This is a genomic window from Terribacillus saccharophilus (assembly GCF_046592895.1).
Lineage (GTDB): Bacteria > Bacillota > Bacilli > Bacillales > Amphibacillaceae > Terribacillus > Terribacillus saccharophilus_D.
Genome location: NZ_JAWVPU010000002.1, coordinates 622,773 through 645,302, shown reverse-complemented (window position 1 = coordinate 645,302; position 22,530 = coordinate 622,773). Strand labels below are relative to the sequence as shown.

Here is a 22,530-nt window from a genome sequence, read left to right as displayed (position 1 = left end):
AAATTTGGAAGGAGACCTTCAATTTTTTGGTGTATCGACCGATATAGAAGGAATGGGGGATCCAATAGGAGGGTCAATATGCTATTTACACGTAAAAAAGAGAAAAATGCAGAAACAGTGGAACCTACATACGATGCGAAGAAATCCAATGCCGTATTGAAGATTGATGGTGAACTAAAAAAACAGATTGATATGATTCATTTGACAGAAGAAGATCTGGGAATCCTGACAGGATTGCAGGCGCTTGTTTGTCAGGAGATCGAGAACATTGTCAGCCGTTTTTATCAAAACATCACGAATCAGGATAATTTGCTTGCTATCATTGAAAGCAACAGTTCCGTCGACAGGCTCAAGCAAACATTGAAGCGTCATATCCAGGAAATGTTCGATGGAGAAGTGGATGCTGATTATGTGGAAAAACGTAAACGGATTGCGCTTATCCATGCCAAAATAGGGCTGGAGCCGAAATGGTATATGGGAGCTTTTCAAGACCTTCTGCAGCAAATGCTTTCATTATATGAAAAGCATCTGACCGATTTTCAGCAATATCGCAAAGCCGTCTTGGCAACTACGAAAATCTTCAATATCGAACAGCAAATTGTGCTGGATGCTTATAACACAGAGCATGAACGTATACATGTGGAGCATATCGCAAATCAAGATCGATTGTATGCGAGCATTCAAGCAACTTCGGAAAGCCTGACAGACATTTTCATGCAAGTGAATCGCGCGGTGGAGGAACTGGTATCTTTCTCGGCAACGCTTACAGAACAAAGCAATGAAACGAAGCAAACAGCAAAGGAAGTACTGATACATTCAGAGGAAGGCCAAGCAAGCCTGGTATCCCAGCAAGAGCGCATGCAGCGCATCAGTGAGCAAATGCACACCGTACAAAATGAATTATCATCACTGGAACGTGCAGCGGCTAAAATTGGCAGTATTGTTGAATTGGTGGAGAGCATAGCCGAGCAGACGAATCTGCTTTCCTTGAATGCATCGATCGAATCGGCGCGAGCGGGGGAACAAGGGAAAGGATTTGCCGTTGTGGCTAGCGAAGTACGGAAATTGGCCGAAGAAACGAAAACATCGGTTTCCAATGTCACTGCACTTATTGAAAATACGCATTCCCAAATCGGCAATGTAAGCAAGTTCATGACAGCAGCTGAAGACCAGATTGCCAGTGGAACGGTGCAGCTTGGCGATGTTACGAGTAAATTCAAAAACATCATGACCTATTCACAGAATAACGAACAAGTAAGCAGCAAGACAGAAGAAAGCATCAAACGCTTTTCCAATGAACTTATGGATGTGAAAGGTGCCATGCAGCAAGCAGATAGCATACTGCGCCAGCTGAATGAACTTACTGAAGCATAAGAAGAGGCTGAGACATAAGTGTTTTCGCTAGATGAAAACCCGAACTATATTACAAGTCTTCATACGAAGATTTGCATAAGTTCGGGTTTAAGCACTGGGATTTTAGTTATGTCCCAGCCTTATTTGTTTTCAAACTGTGTTTGCTTGAATTGTTCTTTCAGTGCAGAAGGTGCTTGTTTAATGGAAGAAATGACAGTCTTCGAACCTTCCGTGATCGATTGGACATTTGATTGGATTTCCTTTTGATGCTGCTGCAGAACAGTTTGCTCCTGCTTGATCGTCTGCATATCGGCTTGCATCGGGGCCAATGTCTTGTTGATTTTATTCTTTGTCGAAAGCATCGATTTGACGGCTTTCATGATCATCACTGCTGCAATGACAAGTGCACCGACAATGATGATACCGCAAATGATCCACATGATTGTTCCCATTTCCATGGCTCGTCCCTCCTTTATGTATCTGCTTGTCTTTTCCCTGATTTTCCTCCATCGTAACATAGAGAACGTTATTTTGTTAAAATTTTAGGTTGAAACTGTTTGGATTCTCCTTTATAATCTGTTGATAAGATATTGTTGTCGCAATATTCTATCTTCAAGAACAATTTAAAGAAAAAGAAAATCTAAAATGACAGGGAGTCCTAGCTTTGAAACAACAAACCTTTGCATTTACACGCAGCGAAAATTTAAAAGAGAAACCGGAAGCGAGCGCGCTTCAATTCGGGAAAGTGTTCACCGATCATATGTTTACAATGGACTATACAGCCGAATCCGGCTGGCATGATCCGCAGATCGTACCTTATGCCCCGCTGGAATTGGATCCGGCAGCCATGTGTTTCCATTATGGTCAAACTGTCTTTGAAGGCTTGAAAGCTTATCTGACGAAAGAAGGAAAAGTCCTGCTGTTCCGTCCGGATAAGAACTTCGAACGTATCAACCGTTCGAATGATAGGTTATGCATTCCTCGTTTGGATGAGGAGCTGGCATTGGAAGCATTGCGACAGCTTATTTCGGTCGAGAAAGATTGGATTCCGACTGCAGAAGGAACATCGCTTTATATTCGTCCATTCATCATTTCGACGGAGCCGTTCCTAGGTGTGGCTGCATCTGTCAGCTACAAGTTCATCATCATTCTATCCCCGGTGGGCGCTTACTACAAAGAAGGTATCAACCCTGTAAGCATTGCTGTGGAGAATGACTATGTACGTGCAGTCAAAGGCGGTACTGGCGATGCAAAAACAGGCGGAAACTATGCTGCCAGCTTGAAGGCGCAAGAAGTGGCAGCTGCATCCGGCTTCTCACAAGTGCTATGGCTCGATGGCGTCGAAAAGAAATACGTCGAGGAAGTCGGCAGCATGAACGTATTTTTCAAAATCGATGGTGAAATCGTCACGCCGCAGCTGAACGGCAGCATTTTGCAAGGTGTCACGCGTGACAGTGTTCTGCATCTATTGAAGGAGTGGGGATATACCGTGACGGAACGCCGCGTTTCAATAGCTGAAATCGTGCAGGCACAAAAGGATGGTAACTTGGAAGAAGTGTTCGGTACCGGAACAGCAGCAGTCATTTCACCTGTTGGGAAACTCTCCTATGAAGGGGAAACATATGAAATCAACAATGGTGAGACAGGTGAAGTTGCCAAGCGTGTATATGACACAATAGTCGGCATCCAAAAGGGCGAACTGGAAGATACATTCGGCTGGACGGTCGAGGTCAATTGATCATAGCTGATAAAAAGAGATTCTAAATGCTAAAAAACCTGAACTATGATGGTAATCCTTGAAACATGGATTACCGTAAGTTCAGGTTTTTTCATGAAAGATATAACTAAAAATATTGTCATGATAGGAAGTGGACAGCCAGAAATACTTGCCCAAATGGGCAGCTTCCATCTGATTCATAAGACTATACTGTTGCTGTAACCTCTTGTAAGTGCGTCGTTTCACATGTTGTATGGAAACAAGTTTTCTATTGTTCAGCTAGGTTTTCTTTATCTGAGAGGAGAATATATATGTCTGCTAATCAGCAAAATCAAAACCCCGCTCCAAAAATTGATTTTCAAGATCCAGAATTCATTAGGAATCCTTTCCCTGCCTATGATTACATAAGGGAGAAAGATCCTGTTTTCCGTATGCTTATGCCGCATGGTCAATATGCCTGGGTCATCACTAGATTTGAAGAAGCGTCAGAAATCGTCAGTGACGCTAGATTTGTGACCAACTATCCGATGCAAGATCCAGAGGATGATTCTGATCTACCAGCGCATAAGGCGATCATTTCCCGCAACTTACTGAGTGTGAATCCAGCTGATCACCGGCGGCTTAGACGACTGATACAAAAAGCGTTCACGCCGAAGATGATCAAGAATCTCAGGGGTAGAATCGAAGAGATAACCGATGAGCTCTTGGATAAAGTGCAGCATAATGGCGAAATGAATCTGATCGAAGACTTTGCATTCCCTTTGCCGATCAAGGTGATTTGTGAAATGCTGGGCGTTCCAGTGAAGGATCAATTCAAGTTCCAGGATTGGTCCAACCATTTGATGGAGAGTGTGAACAATCCTGCTTTATCCCAGCAAGGTGAAGATGCAACGATTGGATTCGTAAATTATCTCCAAACGCTGATAAGCGAAAGACGCCAGCAGCTTGGGGAAGATTTAATCAGTGATCTTATAAAGGTGGAAGAAGAGGGCGATTCACTTAGTGAACATGAGCTATATTCATTAATATTTGTCCTGATAATTGCAGGGCACGAAACGACCGTCAACTTAATCGGGAATGGTGTACTTGCATTATTGGAATTTCCGGAACAAAAACAAAAGCTGATAGAGAACCCTGAGTTCATTCATTCCGCAATCGAGGAAATCCTCCGGTACAACGGACCAGCTGAAGTAAGTAATGTCAGATGGGCCGCGGAAGATGTAACCGTTGCCGGAAAAACCATAAAAAAAGATGACATGGTTTTCGTTGCCCTATCTTCGGCAAACAGAGATCCGGAAGCATTCGCTGATCCAGATGCATTCGATATCACGCGGAAAGTGAACAACCATCTCGCTTTTGGCAAAGGCGTCCATTTTTGCCTGGGTGCGCCACTGGCAAGGCTTGAAGGTGAAATAGCGATACGTGAGCTTTTGCGGAGAATGCCCGATCTGCGTATGAAGGATGATCAAGATGCCTTGGTTTGGCGCCAAGGAATGATCATCCGTGGTGTGAAGGAAATTCCTGTCGTTTTCTAGTGATAATAAAGCATGTACCTTTTTCGTATGATAGTGCTGCTTTAAACAAAGGGTCCATTTACTGGACTCTTTTTTTGCGATTAAAGCAGATGTCGATCTCTTTGTTCGCTCAGGTATTTTTATGTTCGAATACTAGGAGCTTCTGACGATTTGCTATATAATCAGTACTAAATGAGTCGTTAGACGAGAAGGTGAATCTTATATGAAAAGAATAATTGTAAAAATAGGCAGCAGTATGCTGTCCGAGCAGGGCGGAGGTATGAGTGAAGCGAAAATCAGCCAGCACACAAACCAGATTGCAGCTTTGATTGCAGAAGGCCATGAAGTGATCCTTGTATCTTCCGGTGCGGTTGCAGCTGGATTCCGCCAGCTCGGCTATCCGTCAAGACCAGTGACGATTGAAGGAAAGCAGGCGGCGGCTGCGATCGGACAAGGTTTACTCGTGCAAGCTTACACAGAAGCATTCAAGCAACATGACATGAAATGTGCGCAGCTGCTTTTGACACGTGATGTGTTCACGAATGCCGATCAATATCACAACAGCTATAATACGCTGCAAGAGTTGCTGAAGCGTCATATCATTCCGATCATCAATGAAAATGACTCTGTGTCCATCCGGGAGCTTACCTTCGGTGATAATGATATGCTGTCAGCTTATGTCAGCGGACTTGTAAAGGCTGATTTGCTGATTCTGATCACCGATGTAGATGGGATATACGACAAAAACCCAAATACATATCCTGATGCAAAACGATACCAGCGCTTGGATGCGATTCCTCCCGAAATGCAGGCGAGCATCGAACAGACATCCGGCTCCAAAGTGGGGACTGGGGGAATGTATTCAAAAGTGCTGGCAGCACAAACAGCACTTGAATTAGGCGTAACTGTGTTCATCGGCACGACGAATGAGTCATCCACACTGCTTCAAATAGCACAAGGAGATGGGGCAGGCACCTATATTGGCGATGAAGCATCCGAAGTGCAGCGTAAAACGAAGCAATGGCTTACGCATCACGCCAGGGCTACGGGCATCCTTACGATTGATGCAGGAGCAGCCGAAGCACTGCTGCAGCATGGGAAAAGTTTACTGCCGATCGGTGTGACTGCGGTTCAAGGAACCTTCTCCGCTTCTGCAGTCGTGGATATCAAGACGACAGACGGTGATATGATCGCGCGCGGAATAAGTGACATGTCATCAGCCGATCTTCGGGAAATGCTTGCCCACCGGGAAAGTGATGTATCTTCCGTTTGGCATAAAGCCGTTGTGCATCGAAATTTCATCGTCTTTTTATAAAAAGCCGCCAAGCCTGCCAGCATGGCGGCTTCGGTGTATAATGAATGCAGGAAAGGGGTGCTGGCAGATGAAAGTAATCATGCTTGTGCAAACGATGTATAAAAATCAACTGCTTCGTGAAGGCGGTACATATGAAATTCCAGAAGATACAGCTGCTCGCTGGATCAAGAGTAAAATTGCCAAAGCTGCAGAGTAAGGAGGACTTGTAATGGATTTGGGATTAACTGGCAAGACAGCACTGGTTGTCGCTGCAAGTAAAGGGCTGGGAAAAGCAACAGCATTGCAGTTAGCCAAGGAAGGCGCTATCGTTCATATCGTCAGCCGCGAGGAACAAACACTGAAACAAACAAGAGCCGAAATCATAAAGGAATCGGGTAATGATGAAGTGTATTATTCGGTATGTGATATCACCGACGGAAACGCTATTATCCAGGCCGTCGCTGCAGCCAGACAGCATACAGGATCGGTCGATATTCTCATCAATAATGCAGGCGGACCGCCGGCAGGGAAGCTGATGGATTTTGATGATGATACATGGCAGCAGGCATTCGAACTGAATTTATTGAGCTTTGTCCGATTCATCCGGGCTGCAGCTCCAATCATGAAGGAAAATGGAAGCGGCCGTATCTTGAATATCGCTTCGTCTTCCATCAAGCAATCGATCGATAATTTGCTGCTGTCCAATACGTTCCGTGCCGGTATTGTCGGGTTGGCCAAATCGCTTTCGCAAGAGCTTGCTCCGGATAATATCCTGATCAATACACTAGGTCCCGGCAAAATCCATACCGACCGGGTTGATCAGCTTGATCAGAAGACTGCTGACTTGCAAGGCAGAAGCTTGGAAGAAGTACAGCGGGAAAGCCAGGCCAGTATACCGATAGGCAGATATGGCAAACCAGAAGAGTTTGCGAACATGGCTGTTTTCCTTTGTTCTTCCGCCAACTCCTACGTCACCGGCCAAGCATTCGTAGTGGATGGGGGCATGGTCAAAAGTATCAATTAAGATTTTGTCTTGATCTGATAGTGGCTCAGGGCTAGGAGCGGGAAGATATACGGATAGCTCTCATAGCGGATATAAAATTGGCCAGGGAGACCAATTCCGGTCGGATAGTCGATGGAGGCCTGCAGCTTTGGTTCCGAAAGTAAAAAATGAACGCCATGCTGCACTTCCTCGCTATCCTGCTCACCGCTTGCGATCAGGGCGTCGACTGCCCATGCGGTTTGCACGACGGTACTGATTGATAAATCCACATATGTTCCCACTTCCGCACTGCGACAGGATTCTCCCCAGCCGCCATCTTCATGCTGAACAGCTTTCAGCCAATTTACCGCTCTTTTTACCGTTTTGGCCGTCGGATCCACACCGACTGCTGCCAAACCAGTCAATGCAGCCCATGTACCGTATAGATAACATACTCCCCATCTGCCATACCAGGAACCATTCAACTGTTGGTGCTTGGAAAGCCAGCGCACAGCTTTCTTTATACTTGCATGATCTTTTTTCAGACTGGCATATGTGCCGAGGAACTCCATGACCCTGCCAGTAAGATCCGCAGTGGATGGATCGATGGCTGCGTCTTCTGCATTTTCGATCGGCAGCTTCCCGAGCACCCACCAGTTTGTATCCTTCTCAAAAGCTGCCCAGCCGCCGTCTTTATTTTGCATTGCCAGTAAATAATCAGTGCCTTTTTTCCATGCCCGCTTCGTCGTCAGCTCATCTCGAGCCTGTCTTGTCAGCGCACGGAGGACAGCAGCAGTGTCGTCATTATCAGGATGATTCGTATTGATATCGGAAAAACCCCAGCCGCCAGGTTCGATTCCGGATTGGTGAATTTGCCAATCTGCTTTTTGGGTATGCTGACGCTGCAGCAAATAATGGTTTGCTGACTGGATCATGGGTTGTTTGACACTTATGCCTGCTTGCTGCAGTGCGTAACTCAATAAAGCTGTATCCCATACCGTTGAAGTCGAATTCTCCACATGTATGCCGTTGCAGTTTTCATTGACGAGCCCATGAATGCCTTTCAGAGCTTGTTGGATTTTCAGATTGTTTTCTTCATACCCAAGTGCAAGATAAGCATAAATCATGAAAAAGGTGGCACTTGCATAACTGTAAAGTGTTCCATCCGACTCGGTTCTTTCCTGCATATATCTTTCTGCGTATGCATAACCTGCGCGATGCAAACGTGCTGGCAGGCGGGCTAATCTGCTCCATTCTTCCGTGACGGTACGAAATGGTGCACGCATATCTTCTAAATCATCCCACTCATCTTCATATAATAAATGATCAAGCTGGATACTGTGTTTACTGATTCGTTTGAACTTTTTATTCAGCAATATGAGCATCGGGACAAAATGAATTCTGGCATAAGAGCTGAATTGGAAGAAATTAATCGGGAATGTAGTAGGTACAAGCAAAGCAGTCATCGGGAATTTCAAAAAAGGCGGCCATGGAACCATGCCGTGTACCGCTAGCATGAATCGAATCATGAAATGTGCTTTATTGATGCCGCCATTGCTGCTGATGTAGCGCTCTGAAGTACGGAGCACAGCAGCCGGAACCCCCGCAAAACGAAGAGCGGCATAAGCGAGGACAGTGGCGGACAGACTGCCATTTCTTTCGCCGGGATAAGCTGACCAGCTGCCATCATCCCGCTGTCTTGCTAGTAATTTCACTTTTAATTTCTCTACCGTTGCATGTTCTTTTTCGAATGAGGTGAAGGTGATCAGGTAGAAGCAATCTGTCAGGATAGCTCCTTCAAAGCACATCCGCCAAGATCCATCTGGCTGTTGAAGCGCTTCAAGTCTCCTTGTGCGCTTTTCGATTGCCTTTTTCACATCATGTTTGTTGACCTGGCTCATGATTCAGCTCCTTTTCGCGAGAGTTATGGGAACGAAACACTGCCGCAATATGATAAAATATGCTGGGAATAACGGATTATGACTGATGACTTGTATTCTGAATGATGGGAGGCGCATTATGCGGGCAATTGTAGCAATGACAGCTGGTGGTCCGGAAGTGTTGGAATACAATTATAAGTTTAATAGAAGAAGGGGAAATCACTTTTCCTGGCATACAGGAATTCCAGCTGGAAGATGCGGCTAAAGCGCATCAGTTGATGGAAAGCAGGGCACATACAGGGAAAATAATCCTGCATATCACAGACTAGAGACGAACAACGGGGGAAATAGCGAAATGAAGTTGGTATCATGGAATGTTAACGGAATCAGAGCTTGTGTCAAGAAAGGCTTTTTAGATTATTTTAATGAGCAGGATGCAGATATCTTCTGTTTGCAGGAAACAAAGCTGCAAGCAGGTCAGATTGAACTGGACCTGCCAGGCTATCACCAATATTGGAATTATGCCCAGCGGAAAGGATACTCGGGTACCGCCGTGTTTACGAAGCATAAGCCGCTTCACGTGACCTATGGTTTGGAAGAAGGAGTCACAGAGCCTGAGGGACGCATCATTACTCTGGAATATGAGACATTTTATTTGGTGACGGTTTATACGCCGAACTCCAAACGAGATTTGGCGCGATTGGATGAGCGCTTGGAATGGGAAGATCGAATTCTTTCGTATGTACAGGAGTTGGATAATCGCAAACCTGTCATTTTATGCGGTGATTTGAATGTAGCGCATCAGGAAATAGATTTGAAGAATCATAAAACGAATCATGGGAATTCCGGTTTTACGAAGGAAGAGCGTGAAAAAATGACAGCTTTTCTTGCTTCGGGTTTTGTTGATAGTTTCCGCTATCTATATCCTGAGCGTGAGGATGCATATAGCTGGTGGTCTTATATGAATAAAGTGCGGGAACGAAATATCGGATGGCGCATCGACTACTTCATCGTCTCCGAGCGTCTGAAAGGCAACATCACGGAAGCTGAAATTCATGCAGATACATTGGGAAGCGACCATTGTCCGGTTTGTTTGTATATCGAGAGGGAAGGCACCTTATAAAGGTGTCTTTCTTTATGTCTTGATGAATATTTAAAATAATCAGATATTTTGTTACACTACATACATATAGTATGAAATGTGCAGGTTAAGCGAGGTGTGCAAAAGGAGGAGATGCCGATGTTGCGCAAATGGATGCGGATATTGGCTGTTATGCTTTTGTTTTTTGTATGTTTGATTCCCCATGGCCATACTCGCGTAGCCGGAAAAGAGGTGTCGATGAAGGAGAGGCTTAGTGAATATTTGGCAAAGGAAGAGCATCTGCAGGGAGCTGCTGTCAGCATTCATATCGCTGAAAAGGATACAGGAAGAATACTTTTTGAGAAAAATGCGGATCAACGCATGCGTCCGGCATCCAATATGAAGCTTCTGACTGCAGCAGCCGTTCTGGATGAGATGGGACAAGATCACCGTTTTGAAACGATCGTCGCAACAGATGGCCGCATCTCAAACGGACAGCTCCATGGCAACTTATACTTGATTGGCAGGGGAGATCCCTCCTTAACGTATGACGATATCGAGCAGCTTGCAATTCAGCTGCACGAAGCAGGTATCAAGCAAATCAACGGTGACATAGTTGCGGATGATACATATTTCGACCAAGAGCGCTATAGCGAGGATACGACTTGGAAAGATGAAGCTGCTTACTACGGGGCGGCAATCAGTGCCCTGACAGTCGCGCCCGACCTGGATCATGATACAGGAACGGTAAAGATAGTCGCAGATGCAAAGTCTGGATCGGATAAGCCTGAAATAAGCATGAGTCCTGCAACAGATTATGTGACGATAAAAAATCAAGCAGTCATTGTACCGAAAAATAGTGAAGCAGAACTTAATGTAACCCGTACACATGGTACAAATGAAATTGTCATAACCGGGTCAATCGCCGCTGGTGACAGAGAACAGCACTATGCAGCGGTCTGGGAACCGACAGAATATGTATTGCACCTGTTTCAACAATATATCGCAAGTGCTGGAATCCAAATTAACGGCAGCAGCAAAACAGCCAAAGCACCAACACAGCATACAGTGCTGCTGCGAAAGGAATCTGCACCGCTTCAAGATCTGCTCATTCCGTTTATGAAGCTAAGCAATAATGGACATGCTGAAATGTTCATCAAGCATATCGGTACAAAGGAAAAAGAGGGGAACTGGGAAGACGGCATCAACCAGATGGAACATTATCTCGCTAAGCTGCAGCTGCCGATAGAACAAATGGTGCTCAGAGATGGTTCTGGTCTGTCGCATGTGAACGGAGTGACAGCACGGCAGTTGACATCACTGCTTAGCAAAGCGAATGATGAGCCTTGGTTCCTCGCTTTCAAGCAGTCACTGCCAGTTGCAGGGCAGACGGAACGCATGGTCGGAGGGACACTTCGCAGCCGCTTCGTCGATACCGAACTTGCCGGGAAAATCCATGCGAAAACCGGAACTCTTACTGGTGTCAGTTCTTTATCTGGTTATATGGAGACAAAAGCTGGCGAACAGATTGTTTTCTCCATTTTGCTCAACGGTTTGCTGGATGAGGAACACGGACCTGCAATAGAAGACGAGGTATTGAAGATTGTTTATGGAGTGTAAAGTAAGATGTATACAAATTGATGGAAATAGACAGGATATTGGCAAGTGAACAGCGAATTGTTCTAAACAGGAAGGAAATAAAAGCAGCAGGGACTGTAGCAGGTTCCTGGGGCAAGCTATAAGAAAAGAGGCGATAACGGTGAAACAAAGCCGTATGGAAGCAGAACTTTATTGTATCCATTGTCGCGAAGAGTCTCCATTCACAATCACATACATCAATGATAAGCTCAAAACGATTTGCTGTACGCAATGTCATCATGCGATCGATGTCCGGCTTGACCTGCAGAAGGAATTCAAGCAAGAATGGCAAAATCGTATCCTTTCCAAACCTTCCAGGATGACAACAGAGTACAAGGAAGATCTCAGTCAGTTTCTGTTTACGCTGCCGATCCGGCTTGCGAGCAAACCATATCGTTTATACCACGATATCAAAGAGTCGCGCATCATCATGCGGGATTTCAAAGATGTCAAGCATTGGTAAGCGCCTGGACATATGTTCAGGCGTTTGTTTTTTGTGTTTTGTAAAAGCGATCGGCGATACTGGTGGATAATCCAGTACATGCAAAGCCGATGATGATAAAACTGATATACAAATCATTTTCACTTAACGCCATTAGTGCAGCAGCTACCTGCAAGAATAAAGACAATATCATTAACAAAACAAATCCGCGGTCGCGAATTGCGCTCGTCATCTCAAGTCTCTTTTCCGCCATATTTCCACATTACCATTAGAAATAGAAGAAATACATAGAATGAAATGTAAAGTTTACGTTGTACATAGATTATTACGATTTATTTGAATAGTATAGGCAGAAATTCAGCCGTTCATTTGCTGGATGACCATATTTCAGCAAGGAAGATGATGGACAAGATAAATTGGTATTTTTTCGGATGCACATACAAGGGCAGAAAAATACATATGTTTATCAAATCGCATAACAGATTTTATAGTGTTGCTTATTTTCTGCATCTAGATTCGGCTGCAGTCATCTTTACTAGAAAGAGGGAAGGTGTCCGATTTGAATAGGGGAATGATTGCTTTAACAATAGATCCACTTTTCTACTTTATTTATAATTAATGAAAAGGAGAAAAGAAAGTGGAAGAGTTTAAATTATAGAAATAGATGTTTTCGCACCTGATAAGAATAAACTCTATTGTTTTAAATAGAAATTGAAAGAAAGAGTAAATGTGCAAAGAGAACAAAAACCCAAAACAGGTATATCGCATTTGGAAAATTCAAGGGAGAAAAATAATATAGTACAAAAGTACAAAACCGCGCTAAAAATTTCAATTGAACATAAAATTGATGAGAATTGACATGATTGAAATATAATTACTGTTTTCTTGAATTTCTATTCATTTGACATAACCCGGCAATTACTCCATAATGGGTTTATCTCGAATTCGAGGTAATTCCATCGTCAGGCTGGAGCGTGAGATAAATGAACCATTTAAAAGGACTGCACCATGTAACAGCAATTACGAGCAGCGCAGAAAAAAACTATGAATTTTTCACGTATGTACTTGGCATGCGTCTTGTGAAGAAAACCGTAAACCAAGATGATATTCAAACATATCATCTGTTTTTCGCAGATGATAAAGGGAGTGCCGGAACGGATATGACGTTCTTCGATTTTCCTGGCATTCCAAAAGGCACGCACGGTACCAATGAAATTTATAAAACTTCCTTCCGCGTTCCGACAGATGCAGCTCTTGCGTATTGGGTAAAACGATTCGATCGTTTGAAAGTGAAGCATCACGGCATCAAAGAGCAATTCGGAATTAAAACACTATCCTTTGAAGATTTCGATGAACAGCAATATCAGTTGATCAGTGATGAAAACGATAACGGTGTGGCATCCGGGACGCCTTGGCAAGATGGTCCTGTTCCTCTGGAGTTTGCCATCACTGGACTTGGTCCGATTTTTGTCCGGACGGCACATATCGATTATTTCAAGGAAATGCTTGAGAAAGTTCTTGTATTCCGTCCAGTTGCCCAGGAAGGGTCATACTATTTGTATGAAGTTGGGGAAGGCGGAAACGGCGCAAGCATCGTGCTTGAGCATAATACAATTCTGCCGGACGGCAGACAGGGCTTTGGGACCGTACACCATGCAGCTTTCCGCGTCGAGGACCGTGCCGTGTTGGAAGAATGGATCGAACGGATGCACAGCTTCCAATTCCAGACGTCCGGCTATGTGGATCGTTTCTTCTTCGAATCCCTATACTCACGGGTTGCACCAGGGATCCTTTTCGAATTTGCGACAGATGGTCCTGGTTTCATGGGAGACGAGCCATATGAAACACTTGGCGAAAAACTATCGCTGCCGCCGTTTCTTGAGCCCAAACGGGAACAAATCGAGAAACTTGTCCGACCGATCGATACTGTACGCAGCACAAAGCATTTTGAAAAAGAATGATAATCAGACATCTGCTTCATTGGCAGATGTCTTTTTTTTAGCAGAATCCATCATGTAAGCGTATAATGAAGATGTAGCATTCATCCTATAAAGAAGGAAGGCTTTTATATGAAAGCAAAAGACTTCATGATAACAGATGTGATAGCAGCGAACGAACATGATACGGTAAAGCAAGTGCTCAAGACGTTTGTTGATCGGCGGATCAGCGGCATGCCGATACTGGACAAAGACCGGCGCATCGCAGGCGTCGTCAGTGATGGGGATATTTTGCGAGGGATCCAGCCGAAAGATACAGTTGTCTTCAATTATTTGCTGACTGTGAGCTTCAAAGCAGAAAAGATGGATAAAATCGTCGATGAATTAAAAGATCATCCGATACTGAATTTGGCTAAAAGAAGAGGGATCGTTACGGTTCATGAAAATGATGAGATGGAAGACGTGGTGAATATCCTAGCTAAACATCGCTTCAAGAAGATTCCGGTCGTCAACGACGAAAAACAGGTAGTCGGGGTGATCAGCCGCGGCGATGTTTTGCGTACGATTCATTCCAGTTTGCTGGATGCATTATGATATAAAAGCACTGACTCTACTGACTCTGGCAGCCAAGGAGTCAGTGCTTTTGTTTCGGTAAGATTTCGATGAAGATCCACTTGGCATGAAAGGTGCGAGTGTAATGAATTTTTTTACGCCATGAAATATGTACCGATGACATATAATTTCTTATAAGAATATTTAAATATACATATTAGTCCAAAATGAAAGCGTTTAATATTGGGTGTGAGAGCTTTTTCTATTGTTTAGATCAGTATCGGGGAGGCGTCAATATGGGGAAGTTGGATGATAAAGCAGTCATTATCACAGGTGCCGGAGGCGGGTTGGGCAAGTATATTGCTTGTCGGTTTGCAGAAGAAGGAGCAAAGCTTGCGTTAGCCGAAATCAATAAAAAGTCGCTTGAAGAAACTGAAGCATTATGTAAAAGCAAGGGTGCTTCTGTGTTCTCAAGCATTGTTGATGTCTCTGATCTAAGTCAGTCAGAAGCATTTGTTGAAGCTGCCGCAGAAAAGTTCGGGACAATCGATGTAGTGGTCAATCTAGCGATTGCCATCAAGACCCCGCATTCCTTTTTGGATCACAAAATGGAAACGCTGGATATCAGTTATCAGACCGGTCTCGTTTCGACTTGGAATTTCATGAAGCTTTGCTATCCTTATCTGAAAGAAAATGGTGGCAAAATAATTAATTTCGGTTCGGGGGCTGCATATCAAGGGGAAGAGGGCTATGCAGCTTATGCAGCAATAAAAGAAGCGATACGCGGCCTTTCCAGAGTAGTTGCACGGGAATGGGGACCTGATGGAATCAATGTGAATGTCGTCAATCCCGGGGCGATCACAGATGGCATCAAATCCTATCTTGATCAGCTGCCAGAAGAACAACGTGATCCAACACAATTAGGTTTCCAGCAAACGTCACTAAGAAGGTTTGGAAGCCCATATGAAGACATCGCACCTGTCGTACTATTTCTGGCAAGTGATGATTCCAGGCACATAACCGGACAAACGATAAATGTGGATGGTGGGGTTCAAATCCACGCATAAGAACATCTATTTAGATTTTACCGATAGTGTTAAATAAAAATTAAAAAGGACTGATATATGGTGAAATTAGAAAAACTGACAGTGGAATATCAGCATAACCCAATTGGAATTGACACAGCAAAACCCAGGTTCTCCTGGAAATTAGTATCCGAGGAGAAGAATGTTCTTCAAACTGCTTATCAGATCATCATTATGAAAGAGGAAGACATTGCATGGGATTCCGGGAGAATCGAAGACAGCTCTTCGGTGTTGGTCGAATATAACGGGGAAAAACTGACTGCATGCTCCCTATACAATATCCGGATAAACGTCTGGGATAATAAAGGAAATGAGGCAAGCATTGAAGGAAGCTTTGAAACAGGCCTTTTAAAGGGGACAAACTTTCAGGCAAAATGGATATCGCATGATTTCCCAGAAGAAGAGACTGCATGTCCTATCTTCACTAAAGAGTTCCAACTAACGAAGGAAGTTGAAAAAGTCAGAGTGTATGCAACATCACTGGGTGTCTACGAAATCAAGATAAATGGCGAGAAACTAGGGGATACTTTCTTTGCACCGGGATGGACAAACTATAATAAAAGGCTGCAATATCAAACGTATACTGCCGATCAATTGCTTGATGGACAAAACGAAATTCAGATAACAGTAGGTAACGGTTGGTATAAGGGAATACTAGGTTTTACTTGTACACCGAATCATTACGGAGACCGCACTGCTGCTTTAGCTGAAATGCATATCACGTATAAAGACGGCACAAGCGAAATCATCGGAACGGACCAAAGCTGGAATGTGACGACTGGATCTATCAGAAGCAGTGAATTTTATATGGGGGAAACGATAGACTCTTGCTTTGAAAATGCTCCTATTAAAAAGGCCGTGAACGCTGATTTTGATAACAATCGTATTGTTGCACAAGAAAGTGAGCCAGTTCGGATCACGCAAAGAATTTCAGCAAAAGAGCTTATCCAAACTCCTAGAGGAGAGACAGTGATCGATTTCGGTCAAAATCTCGTAGGCTTTGTCGAAGTTTCCTTAAAAGGCAAGCGCGGGCAGAAAATAACGCTGCGGCATGCCGAGACGTTGGATAAAGACGGTAACTTCTATCCTGATACGCTTCGCGATGCTATCTCTCATGATCATTTTATTTGCAATGGTGAAGAACAGACGTTCAGACCGCATTTCACTTTCCATGGTTTTCGTTATGTATGCGTGGAAGGAATGGAAGACATTGGTTTAGATGATTTCACTGCATGCGTATTGCATACGCATATGGAGGAGACCGGGACTTTCACTACTTCGAATCCGCTGGTCAATCAGCTTCAAAGCAACATCCAATGGGGACAAAGAGGGAACTTCCTGGATATCCCGACAGATTGCCCGCAACGCGATGAACGCCTTGGTTGGACTGGGGATGCGCAAGTTTTTGCCGGAACGGCTGCTTATAATATGAATACAGCTTTATTCTTTACAAAGTGGCTTCGGGACTTAGCTTCAGAACAAACCGCTGAGCTTGGTGTACCGCATGTGATTCCAAACATCATGGGGCAACAAGAAGGTGCTGCTGCATGGAGTGATGCGGCTGTCATCATCCCTTGGGTGGTATATCAAACATATGGCGATAAGCGCGTCTTGGAGGATCAATATGAAAGTATGAAAGGCTGGGTCGATTTCATCACTTCACGCTGTGGGGATAATGGCCTTTGGCAGTCAGGTTTTCAATATGGAGACTGGCTGGCTTTGGATAAAGAAGAAAGTGCCGATCGTACCGGTGCCACAGATAAATATTTAGTGGCCAATGCTTATTATGCATACTCTACTAATATTGTAAGGAAGACAGCAGAAATACTTCAAAAAAATGACGATGCGAAAACATATGGGGAACTTTACGAACAGATAAGAAATACATTCAATGCAGAGTACATCACATCGACTGGCCGGATTGTCAGCGAAACACAAACAGGATGCATTTTGGCACTTCACTTTGATCTTGCCGAAGAAAAACATCGGGAACGGATTGCAAAATCTTTGGAGACAAACATCGCCAACCATAAAAATCATTTGTCAACAGGATTTGTTGGTACGCCATATCTATGCCATGCACTGACGGAAAACAACCTTCATGACTTGGCTGGGACTGTATTCTTGCAGGAAGATTATCCTTCTTGGCTGTATTCCGTCAAAAAGGGCGCGACAACGATTTGGGAAAGATGGAATTCGATTCTCCCTAACGGTGATTTTGAAGAATCTGGTATGAATTCATTGAATCACTATGCATATGGTTCCATCGGGGACTGGATGTATCAAAAGCTTGCCGGGATAAATCCATTGGAACCAGGTTATAAGAAAATTATGATCAAACCGCAATTCATCAAGGGCATTACATCCGTGCAAGCGTCATTTGTCTCTGTATATGGACAGATTGTAAGTGAGTGGTCTTGTGTGGATAATAAGATCACAGTCAATGTAGAGATCCCAGCAAATACGACAGCTGTCATTTATCTGCCGGAACAAGAGCAGCCAGTCGAAGTTGGTTCAGGAACTTACCATTATGAATATGAAACAACTACTACACTGGAAAAACAGCGATTCTCGTTTGATTCCACTTTGAGGGAAATTCTCGATGAACCACTTGCTGTTGCGATTTTCAACGAGCATGCTCCTGAACTGATGAATAATTCCTTGATTGAGTTTGCCTATCCGCTGACGATCAGTGAGATGCTTGCCAACGCATCTGCCGAGGGTAAACCATTATTCGAAATGGTGATCGATCAGCTGAATCAACAGGATAAGATCCATGGAGAAAGTAACAAGGTGGATGCCTCAAAATAACCGGAATACCAGTACAGATCAACAAATAAGCTGCCAATCATTGTGATTGGCAGCTTGTTTGTTTTCATCAATTCTCACGCAATTGCAATTTGATGCATAGAAAATATGCATAACTTTTTCCCCGCTTCTATGATGAAACAATGGACTCATGTATCTTCCAAATAATTAGAGATTTCTCATTTAAATTCTTATAAAAATCTATACTTTTATATATAGCTTTTGGAAGCAAAAGCTTAATCTAAATGTATAGATTTGAAAGCGCTAACATACGGAGTGATTTCAAAATGGAGTGATCGTGAAACACTAATCGATGATACAACAAACCGCAAACATAAATGATTTTTAGGGGGAAGAGTAAATGGAGAAAAATTCATTGGGTAATCCAGCGGTTGAATTAAACGGCCCTGATAATAACAGCAACGGAGAAGATAGCAAACTTAAACTGCGGGAAAGGATAGCGCTTTCCGTAGGTGGCATGGTTGGGACTGCTCACCTGCAGATGGTTTCCATGTTTTTATTATTTTTCTATACAGATGTTATGCTGATCAACCCAGCTTTTGTGGCAGGATTATTTTTATTCGCACGTGCATTTGATGCATTTGCTGCACCTTTCTTTGGAATATTCATTGATAAAGTGAATACTCCATGGGGTAAATATAAACCTTGGTTACTCATATTGGGGATTTTTACCGGGGTTACTGGCTGGATGACATTTACCGATTTTAATTTGAGTCCAACAATGCAATTAGTTTACGTAACGATCACATATCTATTATATAGTTTATCTATAGCTATCGGCCAAGCACCAGGCTCAGCGATATTGCCTGCAGCTACAAAAAGAGTCGATGACCGAATCGCAATTGGTACATTCAGCTACATCCTTGTCTTGGTAGGGGCTATGTTTGTCTCGGTCGGGGTACAGCCATTGTATTCTGGTTTAGGCGGCGGTAATGATGCTACAGGATTTTCAATGCTTATGGGGGGAGTTGCTGTAATCGGGATATTGATTACAGTGTTCCAAGTACTCACAATCAAAGAAAGATATATCACCAAAAAGAAGAATGATGAAAAGCAGCCATCCTTAAAAACGATGCTGGTTGCTGTTTTTACAAATAAAGCAGCTGTCACCATTTACATTTATATTCTAGCTCTGAATTTAGCGAATGGTGTTAGATCCGGTATCATGATTCATTACTTCAAATATTATTTTAATAATGAGGCACTTATCGTCACAGTTGGATCCGTTACGATAGTACCGATGATCCTTGGAGCCATCCTGAGCCCGCTGATCACAAAACGCATTGGTATCAAAGCGAATGTACTTTTGGCAGCGGCAGTGAATGTCGTTACAATGGTTGCGGTATTCTTCATCCCGGCTTCACCAGCAGGGGTTACTGCTTTCATCGCCATCTCAGTCTTTGGCAGTTTGTTCACTGGATTCTCGAGCCCTGCACAAAGTGCCATGATGCCTGCAGCAATGGATTATACCGAATGGAAATCGGGGATAAATGTCAACGCTTTCATGGGTTCGCTTCAAGGCTTTGTGCAAACGTTCGCAGGAGCGATAGCAGGATCTGTGGCAGCTGGCGCGCTTGCTGTCATTGGATATGAACCGGGAGTGGAGCAAAGCGATGGCACCCTTTTAGGCCTTAAGATCATAATGAGCTTCCTGCCAGCTTTCATAATCGCATTTACCGCGAGTGTTGCTTGGTTTGATCTGACGGAAGATAGGCAAAAACAAATAGCAAAAGACCTGGCTGAACGAAGAAATAACGATTGATGAACAAAAGCCGCCAATCCATCTGGATTGGCGGCTTTTTCCATGTTGTGAACTGGATCAGTTAAGTACCGGATTTTTACGGTACTGCTTAGGTGTCAAGCCTGTATGCTTCTTGAAAATGCTGCAAAAATAGCTTTGGTCATTGAATTGAAGCATCATACAAATTTCAGCTACGGAGTAATCAGTTTGCACAAGTAACTTTTGGGCTTCTTCTAATCTGACGGATTGGATGTATTTACCGAGAGGCATACTTGTTTCTTTTTTGAATAACTGTGATAAGTAGACAGGATTTAAGTGGACGATTTCTGCAAGGTCTGTTATTTGAATCGGCTCAAAAATATGATTGAATATATAATTTTGACAGATTTGAACAGCTTTTGAAAAGCTGCTGGATTTGTTATCCCTGATTTGATCGATTAGGGAATAAAAATGATCATTGACAATTAATTGTATTTTGTTTGGTTCCGAAGTATCCTCTATTTTTTGGATACTCAAATCGCTCATTGTATAGGCAATCTCTGGATACAAACCGCCTTCGATTGCCGCTCTAGTCGCAAGAGCAATTGATATGATGCTATGATTCTTCATGTTGCGGAGCTGACTCTTTTTCGAAAGTACCCCAACGCCATCGATGTCTATCGTTTCGATATGCTGCTGAAGTCCCTCTTTGTTGCCTTCCTTGATGTACTGCCATATCTTTTGCTCATCCCGATATTCCATGTGAAAGGTAGCGTCGAAACGGCGCTGCCGTAACAGGTCTTCGACAGGCTCGGTTTCCAGCATATCGGGTTCTCTTAATTGGGACAATATTCGATCCGGATCCAGCTGCTTATGAAAAATCAAATAAAAAGCTAATCTGCACAGAGCTAAAAGTTCCCGTTGACTTAAGAAAGGCAGTCGATTGTAATAAGCAATCAACTTCTCTTGTTGGCCTTTGGAAATTGTCAGCACATCTAAAATAGCGTCAATTATACTTTCTGTTTCTTCATACACTGTAAAAGGCCCCAGCACGAGCATGTTCCCGGAAGTAAGATGAAAAACTATCAGGCTTTCCTTGTATGTAGTCATGACTAGGACCGGGTTGTTCTTCTCTTTCCTTTCTGGCTGCACGGATTCGAGGAAGAATTCATTTTTATTTTTGTACAATGGGTTGAACAATTGTGAACCGCTACTTTGTAAAACATGTTGCTGTTCATCCAATAAACAAACTGGAATTTTATAAGCTGTATGAATCATTGCGGCAATGAAAGGCAAATTAGCATTATCCATATGTGCATCCCCCTACACTATAAAAATAAAGCGCTTACACATATATAATACTACAAAAAAATTGATTCCTTCATATTATTTTTAAACTTTAAAGCTTAATCTTATTATAGAGTTAGTGATTTCGATACGAATAGGGTAAACATCACTAACTGTCCAAAAGTGCAGTGCAGGCAATCATCATCGCTTGAGAAAGGGGAATATGTTTGAAATTCGATAGAGTGCAACTGAGAAATAAGCAGGCTGTCCTTGATACTTACTTATTGGACAGCTCAGAGGAATTTGCCAATATTGACCTGCGTCCAGGTGTGCTGATTTTCCCAGGTGGCGGCTATTACAGCACATCTGATCGCGAAGCTGAACCGGTGGCCATGGCTTTTTTGGCAGAAGGTTATAATGCTTTCGTTTTGCGGTACACAACAGGTGAAGACGAAAACTTCGATAAAGCCCTGGAAGATGCAGAGGAAGCGATCGGTTTGATCCGCGAGAATGCATGGGGGACAGATGGCAGCAAAATAACCGTGGTGGGCTTCTCTGCCGGCGGACATTTGGCAGCTGCACTAGGGACCATCGGGAAAAACAAACCTAATGCATTGATCCTTGGTTATCCATGTATATTAGATTCTCTCAATCTCGCTTTTCCCGTGCCTTCCTTGGAGCAGAAAGTGGATGCTGCTACACCGCCAACCTTTTTATTCTCGACTTTTGAAGATGCTGTCGTGCCGATTGAACATACGATCAGCTTTATGCAAGCATTGAACGAACACGGCATTCCTTTTGAGTCGCACATTTTCCAGCATGGTGTCCATGGTCTGTCGATGGCTAAACCTTTCACTTCCTCGGGGGTGAAGACCAATGTCAATGAAGACTTTGCACAGTGGTTTCCTTTGAGTGTATCTTGGCTTCATCGGGTATTGGGGGACTTTCAGGCCGATAGGGAGAGTTTGATACCTGATGCGGAGGAAGCTGGTGAGTACAGCATTGATGTGACACTGGGATCATTATGGCGTTCTGAAGATTGCAGAAACATACTGAAGGAATTTGTTCCTGCTTTGGCAAATGAAGAGCTGCTTGCAGGTATAAAACCTTATTCACTCAGGATGGTCAACAGTCATCTGCCAGGCTCTTTATCTGAACAGCAGCTGCTGGAATTGGATGGACGTTTAAAGGATGTTTCGCACAATAAATAAACTGATAA

21 protein-coding genes are annotated in these 22,530 nt (G+C 43.6%); 17 read left to right on the top strand and 4 right to left on the bottom strand.

Translation table 11 applies throughout. The annotated features are described in order from the left end of the window. The first annotated feature begins 78 nt into the window (after window positions 1-78). Complete coding sequence (locus tag SFC66_RS09080) at window positions 79-1,374, top strand: protoglobin domain-containing protein (RefSeq protein ID WP_411218369.1); 1,296 nt, start codon at window positions 79-81, stop codon at window positions 1,372-1,374. Window positions 1,375-1,493: 119 nt separating this feature from the next. Here SFC66_RS09080 and SFC66_RS09075 read toward each other — a convergent pair whose 3' ends face one another. Further along, window positions 1,494-1,811, bottom strand: a complete 318-nt coding sequence (locus SFC66_RS09075) for a hypothetical protein (protein ID WP_411218368.1) — start codon at window positions 1,809-1,811, stop codon at window positions 1,494-1,496. 206 nt (window positions 1,812-2,017) lie between these two features. On the opposite strand from SFC66_RS09075, the gene SFC66_RS09070 reads away from it, so the two are divergent. From SFC66_RS09070 to SFC66_RS09050, 5 genes are all read left to right on the top strand, one after another. Then, window positions 2,018-3,091, top strand: a complete 1,074-nt coding sequence (locus SFC66_RS09070) for a branched-chain amino acid aminotransferase (RefSeq protein ID WP_411218367.1) — start codon at window positions 2,018-2,020, stop codon at window positions 3,089-3,091. A 290-nt stretch (window positions 3,092-3,381) separates the two neighbouring features. After that, window positions 3,382-4,605 carry a cytochrome P450 family protein gene (locus tag SFC66_RS09065; protein WP_411218366.1) on the top strand — a complete coding sequence of 408 codons (1,224 nt, stop codon included), beginning with the start codon at window positions 3,382-3,384 and terminating at the stop codon, window positions 4,603-4,605. 202 nt (window positions 4,606-4,807) lie between these two features. Continuing rightward, entirely contained in the window at window positions 4,808-5,899 is a 1,092-nt protein-coding gene (proB, locus tag SFC66_RS09060; RefSeq protein ID WP_411218365.1) for a glutamate 5-kinase, read from the top strand. Between the two features lie 67 nt (window positions 5,900-5,966). Next, complete coding sequence (locus tag SFC66_RS09055; protein WP_411218364.1) at window positions 5,967-6,095, top strand: hypothetical protein; 129 nt, start codon at window positions 5,967-5,969, stop codon at window positions 6,093-6,095. Window positions 6,096-6,107: 12 nt separating this feature from the next. Beyond that, window positions 6,108-6,902 carry an SDR family oxidoreductase gene (locus SFC66_RS09050; RefSeq protein WP_411218363.1) on the top strand — a complete coding sequence of 265 codons (795 nt, stop codon included), beginning with the start codon at window positions 6,108-6,110 and terminating at the stop codon, window positions 6,900-6,902. On the opposite strand, the gene shc is transcribed toward SFC66_RS09050, so the two are convergent. Continuing rightward, entirely contained in the window at window positions 6,899-8,761 is a 1,863-nt protein-coding gene (shc, locus tag SFC66_RS09045) for a squalene--hopene cyclase (protein ID WP_411218362.1), read from the bottom strand. The genes SFC66_RS09050 and shc overlap by 4 nt on opposite strands. 118 nt (window positions 8,762-8,879) lie before the next feature. Between shc and SFC66_RS09040 the strand changes: the two genes are divergently transcribed. From SFC66_RS09040 to SFC66_RS09020, 5 genes are all read left to right on the top strand, one after another. Beyond that, window positions 8,880-9,005, top strand: coding sequence for a hypothetical protein (locus SFC66_RS09040; RefSeq protein ID WP_411218744.1), 126 nt, complete (start codon window positions 8,880-8,882; stop codon window positions 9,003-9,005). After that, window positions 8,959-9,069, top strand: coding sequence for a zinc-binding dehydrogenase (locus SFC66_RS09035; protein WP_411218727.1), 111 nt, complete (start codon window positions 8,959-8,961; stop codon window positions 9,067-9,069). The genes SFC66_RS09040 and SFC66_RS09035 overlap by 47 nt, the downstream gene beginning before the upstream one ends. Before the next feature lie 26 nt (window positions 9,070-9,095). Next, window positions 9,096-9,863 carry an exodeoxyribonuclease III gene (locus tag SFC66_RS09030; RefSeq protein WP_411218361.1) on the top strand — a complete coding sequence of 256 codons (768 nt, stop codon included), beginning with the start codon at window positions 9,096-9,098 and terminating at the stop codon, window positions 9,861-9,863. Between the two features lie 117 nt (window positions 9,864-9,980). Next, window positions 9,981-11,441, top strand: coding sequence for a D-alanyl-D-alanine carboxypeptidase/D-alanyl-D-alanine endopeptidase (gene dacB, locus SFC66_RS09025; protein WP_411218360.1), 1,461 nt, complete (start codon window positions 9,981-9,983; stop codon window positions 11,439-11,441). Between the two features lie 139 nt (window positions 11,442-11,580). After that, window positions 11,581-11,922, top strand: coding sequence for a bh protein (locus SFC66_RS09020; protein WP_411218359.1), 342 nt, complete (start codon window positions 11,581-11,583; stop codon window positions 11,920-11,922). Between the two features lie 16 nt (window positions 11,923-11,938). Here SFC66_RS09020 and SFC66_RS09015 read toward each other — a convergent pair whose 3' ends face one another. After that, entirely contained in the window at window positions 11,939-12,133 is a 195-nt protein-coding gene (locus tag SFC66_RS09015; protein ID WP_411218358.1) for a hypothetical protein, read from the bottom strand. Between the two features lie 751 nt (window positions 12,134-12,884). Here SFC66_RS09015 and SFC66_RS09010 point away from each other — a divergent pair. The 5 genes from SFC66_RS09010 (at window position 12,885) to SFC66_RS08990 (ending at window position 20,066) form a co-directional block, all read left to right on the top strand. Then, window positions 12,885-13,862, top strand: coding sequence for a ring-cleaving dioxygenase (locus tag SFC66_RS09010; RefSeq protein WP_411218357.1), 978 nt, complete (start codon window positions 12,885-12,887; stop codon window positions 13,860-13,862). Between the two features lie 108 nt (window positions 13,863-13,970). Then, window positions 13,971-14,432, top strand: coding sequence for a CBS domain-containing protein (locus SFC66_RS09005; protein WP_411218356.1), 462 nt, complete (start codon window positions 13,971-13,973; stop codon window positions 14,430-14,432). A 254-nt stretch (window positions 14,433-14,686) separates the two neighbouring features. Beyond that, window positions 14,687-15,457: an SDR family NAD(P)-dependent oxidoreductase gene (locus SFC66_RS09000; protein WP_411218355.1), complete on the top strand. Its 771-nt coding sequence runs from the start codon at window positions 14,687-14,689 to the stop codon at window positions 15,455-15,457. A 57-nt stretch (window positions 15,458-15,514) separates the two neighbouring features. Then, a complete protein-coding gene (locus SFC66_RS08995; RefSeq protein ID WP_411218354.1) occupies window positions 15,515-18,286 on the top strand; it encodes a glycoside hydrolase family 78 protein in 2,772 nt (923 codons plus the stop codon). 358 nt (window positions 18,287-18,644) lie between these two features. After that, window positions 18,645-20,066: an MFS transporter gene (locus SFC66_RS08990; protein WP_411218353.1), complete on the top strand. Its 1,422-nt coding sequence runs from the start codon at window positions 18,645-18,647 to the stop codon at window positions 20,064-20,066. A gap of 57 nt (window positions 20,067-20,123) precedes the next feature. On the opposite strand, the gene SFC66_RS08985 is transcribed toward SFC66_RS08990, so the two are convergent. Beyond that, the gene (locus tag SFC66_RS08985) at window positions 20,124-21,335 is read right to left on the bottom strand and encodes a helix-turn-helix domain-containing protein (RefSeq protein ID WP_411218352.1); all 1,212 of its coding nucleotides are present in this window, start codon (window positions 21,333-21,335) and stop codon (window positions 20,124-20,126) included. Between the two features lie 203 nt (window positions 21,336-21,538). Here SFC66_RS08985 and SFC66_RS08980 point away from each other — a divergent pair, with 203 nt between their 5' ends. Then, entirely contained in the window at window positions 21,539-22,522 is a 984-nt protein-coding gene (locus tag SFC66_RS08980) for an alpha/beta hydrolase (protein WP_411218351.1), read from the top strand. The last annotated feature ends 8 nt before the right edge of the window (window positions 22,523-22,530 follow it).

Coding starts and splice junctions, on each gene's coding strand:
- SFC66_RS09080 (WP_411218369.1), top strand. CDS start 79: ATGCTATTTACACGTAAAAAAGAGAAAAATGCAGAAACAGTGGAACCT.
- SFC66_RS09075 (WP_411218368.1), bottom strand. CDS start 1,811: ATGGAAATGGGAACAATCATGTGGATCATTTGCGGTATCATCATTGTC.
- SFC66_RS09065 (WP_411218366.1), top strand. CDS start 3,382: ATGTCTGCTAATCAGCAAAATCAAAACCCCGCTCCAAAAATTGATTTT.
- proB (WP_411218365.1), top strand. CDS start 4,808: ATGAAAAGAATAATTGTAAAAATAGGCAGCAGTATGCTGTCCGAGCAG.
- SFC66_RS09055 (WP_411218364.1), top strand. CDS start 5,967: ATGAAAGTAATCATGCTTGTGCAAACGATGTATAAAAATCAACTGCTT.
- SFC66_RS09050 (WP_411218363.1), top strand. CDS start 6,108: ATGGATTTGGGATTAACTGGCAAGACAGCACTGGTTGTCGCTGCAAGT.
- shc (WP_411218362.1), bottom strand. CDS start 8,761: ATGAGCCAGGTCAACAAACATGATGTGAAAAAGGCAATCGAAAAGCGC.
- SFC66_RS09040 (WP_411218744.1), top strand. CDS start 8,880: ATGCGGGCAATTGTAGCAATGACAGCTGGTGGTCCGGAAGTGTTGGAA.
- SFC66_RS09030 (WP_411218361.1), top strand. CDS start 9,096: ATGAAGTTGGTATCATGGAATGTTAACGGAATCAGAGCTTGTGTCAAG.
- dacB (WP_411218360.1), top strand. CDS start 9,981: ATGTTGCGCAAATGGATGCGGATATTGGCTGTTATGCTTTTGTTTTTT.
- SFC66_RS09015 (WP_411218358.1), bottom strand. CDS start 12,133: ATGACGAGCGCAATTCGCGACCGCGGATTTGTTTTGTTAATGATATTG.
- SFC66_RS09010 (WP_411218357.1), top strand. CDS start 12,885: ATGAACCATTTAAAAGGACTGCACCATGTAACAGCAATTACGAGCAGC.
- SFC66_RS09005 (WP_411218356.1), top strand. CDS start 13,971: ATGAAAGCAAAAGACTTCATGATAACAGATGTGATAGCAGCGAACGAA.
- SFC66_RS09000 (WP_411218355.1), top strand. CDS start 14,687: ATGGGGAAGTTGGATGATAAAGCAGTCATTATCACAGGTGCCGGAGGC.
- SFC66_RS08995 (WP_411218354.1), top strand. CDS start 15,515: ATGGTGAAATTAGAAAAACTGACAGTGGAATATCAGCATAACCCAATT.
- SFC66_RS08990 (WP_411218353.1), top strand. CDS start 18,645: ATGGAGAAAAATTCATTGGGTAATCCAGCGGTTGAATTAAACGGCCCT.
- SFC66_RS08985 (WP_411218352.1), bottom strand. CDS start 21,335: ATGGATAATGCTAATTTGCCTTTCATTGCCGCAATGATTCATACAGCT.